We start from the raw sequence: 3450 nt of genomic DNA on the forward strand, positions 1-3450 counted from the left end.
GGCCGGCACCCCGCACGGGGTGCCGGCCAGCGGCGTCTTCAGCGATGCCGGTCAGCAGGCCGGATAGAGGCGGCGGGTGCCGACGCCGGCGGCGTACGCGGCCCGGTCGCTGAACCGGCAGCCGTAGTCCGACGCGGACACCGCCGCCGGGTCGGTCACGGGGTCGCCGGCGGGACGGGCGCCCGTGCGTACCCAGGAAGTCAGGTCGTCCCAGGCGGCGCCGGCCTCGGCCGGGGTGAACTCGCAGTGCTGCGCGGCCCGGATGGCCCGCTGGACGACGAGTCGGGTGCGACCGTGCTTCGCGACGTCCCGGGCGTACGCCTGTTCCATGGAGAAGGGCACGAACAGGTCGCCGAGGTTGTGCAGGCTGACCACCGGGGCGGTGGGCCGGCCGGCGATGCGCGGCACCTCGGTCAGGGTCGGCAGGATCCGCTGCCGCAGGTTCTCCGGGGCCACCCGCTGCACGGCGGCATTGACGTCGACCGGGCTGTTCGGGCTGTACCGGGTGAACAGGTTGGTGGCGAGCTGCCCCGGACGTTCGGCGGGGGAGTCGCCACCGTCGGTTGTGCTGATCGCGAAGAGGAAGTCCTTCCAGACCGCGAAGGACGCCACCGCGCCGGGGCGCGGCCCGCCGGTCCGGTTGATGGTGATGTCGCGCAGTTGCTTGCCGCGGGCGTTGGTGGTGTCCGGGCCGGTAGGGGTGAGCCCGGCCAGCCCGAGGGCCACCTGGATCCGGGGGACGGCGTTGCTCAGGTAGTCCGGCGGGGTCGGGTGGGCCGGCACACCGGCGAGGGCCTGGGCGACCAGGTTGTAGTCCAGGAAGAAGTCCAGCAACTGGTGGTCGCCGAGCACGCCGCACATCGGCAGCGCCCCGTCGTAGAAGCCGGGATACTGCTCCAGCGACCGCGCGATGACGTAGCCGCCCATCGACACCCCGGCCGCGTACGTGCGGTGGGGGCGCCGCACCACCCGGGCGAAGTGGTCGGCCAGGTCCTTGGTGGCACGTACCCCGGAGCGGATGTCGAAGCCGTTGCGGTCGTACGACGAGGACGCCCAGGCGTACCCCTGCTCCAGCAGGCGCTGCCGCAGCCCGAAGCCGGGCGGTTCCGGCGAGAGCACATTTTCCTGGCCGCGGTAGCCGTGCGCCCACATCACCAGGTCACCGTTCCACGTCGCCGGCACCTCGATGATGAAGCCGGCGTGCCGGTGCACACCCTGCCGGACGGTGGTCGGCGCGCCGCCGACCACCAGCGGGGTCAGCGGCGGATTGCTGATGGTGTAGCCGGGCAGCGGCTGCGTACCGTCGGAATGGCGGTCGGTGGCGGCCGAGGCCGGCGCGGCACCGGCGAGCCCGACCGCGACGGCCAGAGCGACCCCGGCGGCCAACAGGCGGCGGGCGGGACGGGCGGGTGAGGACGGCATCGTTGCTCCCCCTCGGACGGTGCCGCCCGGGACGGCGGCGCGACGGGAGCGCTACCGGCCGGTAGCGCTCCCGAAGGTAGGCCCGCCGTCGATCCGTGTCAATGGACGACCAGCGGCCTGGTCAGATCAGGCCGTGCGCCAGCATCGCCTCCGCCACCCGCCGGAACCCGTCGATGTTCGCCCCGGCCACGTAGTCGCCGGGCAGCCCGTACTCGTCGGCGGTCGCCCAGCAGCGGTCGTGGACGTCCCGCATGATCTCCCGCAGTCGCTGCTCCGACGCGGCGAAGGTCCACGAGTCCCGGCTGGCGTTCTGCTGCATCTCCAGCGCGCTCACCGCCACCCCGCCGGCATTGGCCGCCTTGCCCGGCGCGAACCGCACCCCGGCCCGGCCCAGGATCCGCACCGCCTCCGGCGTGGTGGGCATGTTCGCGCCCTCCACCACCGCGACGCAGCCGCCGGCCACGAGCGCCGCCGCCTCCGCGCCGCCGATCTCGTTCTGCGTCGCGCACGGCAGCGCCAACTCGCAGGGCACCTCCCACACGGTACGACCGGAGACCGCCACCGCGTGCCGCACGTGCCGCGCGTAGTCGTCCAGCCGGGCCCGGCGCTGTTCCTTCAACTCCCGCAGCAGCGCCAGGTCGATGCCCTTCTCGTCCAGCACGTAGCCGGTCGAGTCGGAGCAGGCGACGACCCTTCCGCCGAGCTGGTGCACCTTCTCGATCGCGTAGATCGCCACGTTGCCGGAACCCGACACCACCACCCGCTTGCCGTCGAGGCGGTCCCCGGCCTGCCGGAGCATCTCGTCGGCGAAGAAGACCGCCCCGTAGCCGGTCGCCTCCCGGCGTACCTGCGCGCCCCCGTACGTGAGGCCCTTGCCGGTGAGCACGCCCGACTCGTACCGGTTGGTGATCCGCTTGTACTGGCCGAACAGGTAACCGATCTCCCGGGCGCCCACGCCGATGTCCCCGGCCGGCACGTCGGTCTGCGCGCCGATGTGCCGGTACAACTCGGTCATGAAGCTCTGGCAGAACCGCATCACCTCCCGGTCCGAGCGCCCCTTCGGGTCGAAGTCCGCGCCGCCCTTGCCGCCGCCGATCGGCAGCCCGGTCAGCGCGTTCTTGAAGATCTGCTCGAAGCCGAGGAACTTCACGATCCCCAGGTACACCGACGGGTGGAACCGCAACCCGCCCTTGAACGGGCCGAGTGCGCTGTTGAACTCCACCCGGAAACCCCGGTTCACCTGGATCCGGCCGTGGTCGTCCTCCCACGGCACCCGGAAGATGACCTGCCGCTCGGGCTCGCAGATCCGCTCGACGACGCGCGCCTCGACGTACTCGGGGTGCCGAGCCAGCGCCGGGCCGATGCTCTCCAGCACCTCGCGTACCGCCTGGTGGAACTCCGGCTCTCCCGGATTGCGGGCGACCACGCTGGCGAACACCGTCTCCACGCTCTCCGGCATGCCGACACGTCCCTTCTCTTGGCGCTGGTAGCCCCGTTGCTACCAGCCGGTGTCGGCGTACCCGCCAACCGTCCCGGGATACGGACCGTGATTTCGGTCCGGTTCACTGGTTGCCGTGGACGACTCGATCTGGGACGCGGTCCGGGCCTCGCGCGGCTGGCTGGACGCTGCCAACGGCACGGGGCAGGCCGAACTGACCTGCCGGATCCTCAAGCTCACCGAGGAGGCGGGGGAGGCGGCGGGCGCCTGGATCGGCCTGCTCGGCCAGAACCCGCGCAAGGGCGTCACCCACACCCGGGACGACGTGGCGGCGGAACTGGCGGACGTGGCGTTCACCGCGCTGGTCGCGATCGAGAGCCTGGGGCTGGACGCGGCCACGGTGCTCGGCTCCTGCGCGGCGAAGGTCCGTGGTCGGGTGGGGCCTCTTCCTGGTTGAGGTGGCTCCTGGCCCCTCTCGGGTTTCTTGGTCCGGTTGGCTTGCGCTGCGGTGGGGTGGTCGGCTCGGCTCGCGCTGCGGTGGGGTGGTCGGCTCGGCATTCCGGAGAGCGTGGAGACGGTGTTCGCCAGCG

The 3450-nt window shown here is 72.4% G+C and carries 3 protein-coding genes; 1 reads left to right on the top strand and 2 read right to left on the bottom strand.

Features of this window, described 5'->3' with window-relative positions; translation table 11 throughout:
- Nucleotides 1-51: 51 nt before the first annotated feature.
- Both ACSNOB_RS31635 and gdhA read right to left on the bottom strand, forming a co-directional pair.
- Entirely contained in the window at nucleotides 52-1422 is a 1371-nt protein-coding gene (locus ACSNOB_RS31635) for a hypothetical protein (protein WP_436691066.1), read from the bottom strand.
- A 121-nt stretch (nucleotides 1423-1543) separates the two neighbouring features.
- Nucleotides 1544-2881, bottom strand: a complete 1338-nt coding sequence (gene gdhA / locus ACSNOB_RS31640) for an NADP-specific glutamate dehydrogenase (RefSeq protein WP_436691068.1) — start codon at nucleotides 2879-2881, stop codon at nucleotides 1544-1546.
- Between the two features lie 115 nt (nucleotides 2882-2996).
- Between gdhA and ACSNOB_RS31645 the strand changes: the two genes are divergently transcribed.
- Nucleotides 2997-3317: a MazG-like family protein gene (locus ACSNOB_RS31645; protein WP_436691070.1), complete on the top strand. Its 321-nt coding sequence runs from the start codon at nucleotides 2997-2999 to the stop codon at nucleotides 3315-3317.
- Nucleotides 3318-3450 lie beyond the last annotated feature (133 nt).

It is taken from the genome of Micromonospora sp. URMC 106 (genome assembly GCF_051386395.1).
Lineage (GTDB): Bacteria > Actinomycetota > Actinomycetes > Mycobacteriales > Micromonosporaceae > Micromonospora.

Excerpts from the sequence above, each read along its gene's own strand:
- gdhA (WP_436691068.1), bottom strand. The coding sequence starts at position 2,881 with ATGCCGGAGAGCGTGGAGACGGTGTTCGCCAGCGTGGTCGCCCGCAAT.
- ACSNOB_RS31635 (WP_436691066.1), bottom strand. The coding sequence starts at position 1,422 with ATGCCGTCCTCACCCGCCCGTCCCGCCCGCCGCCTGTTGGCCGCCGGG.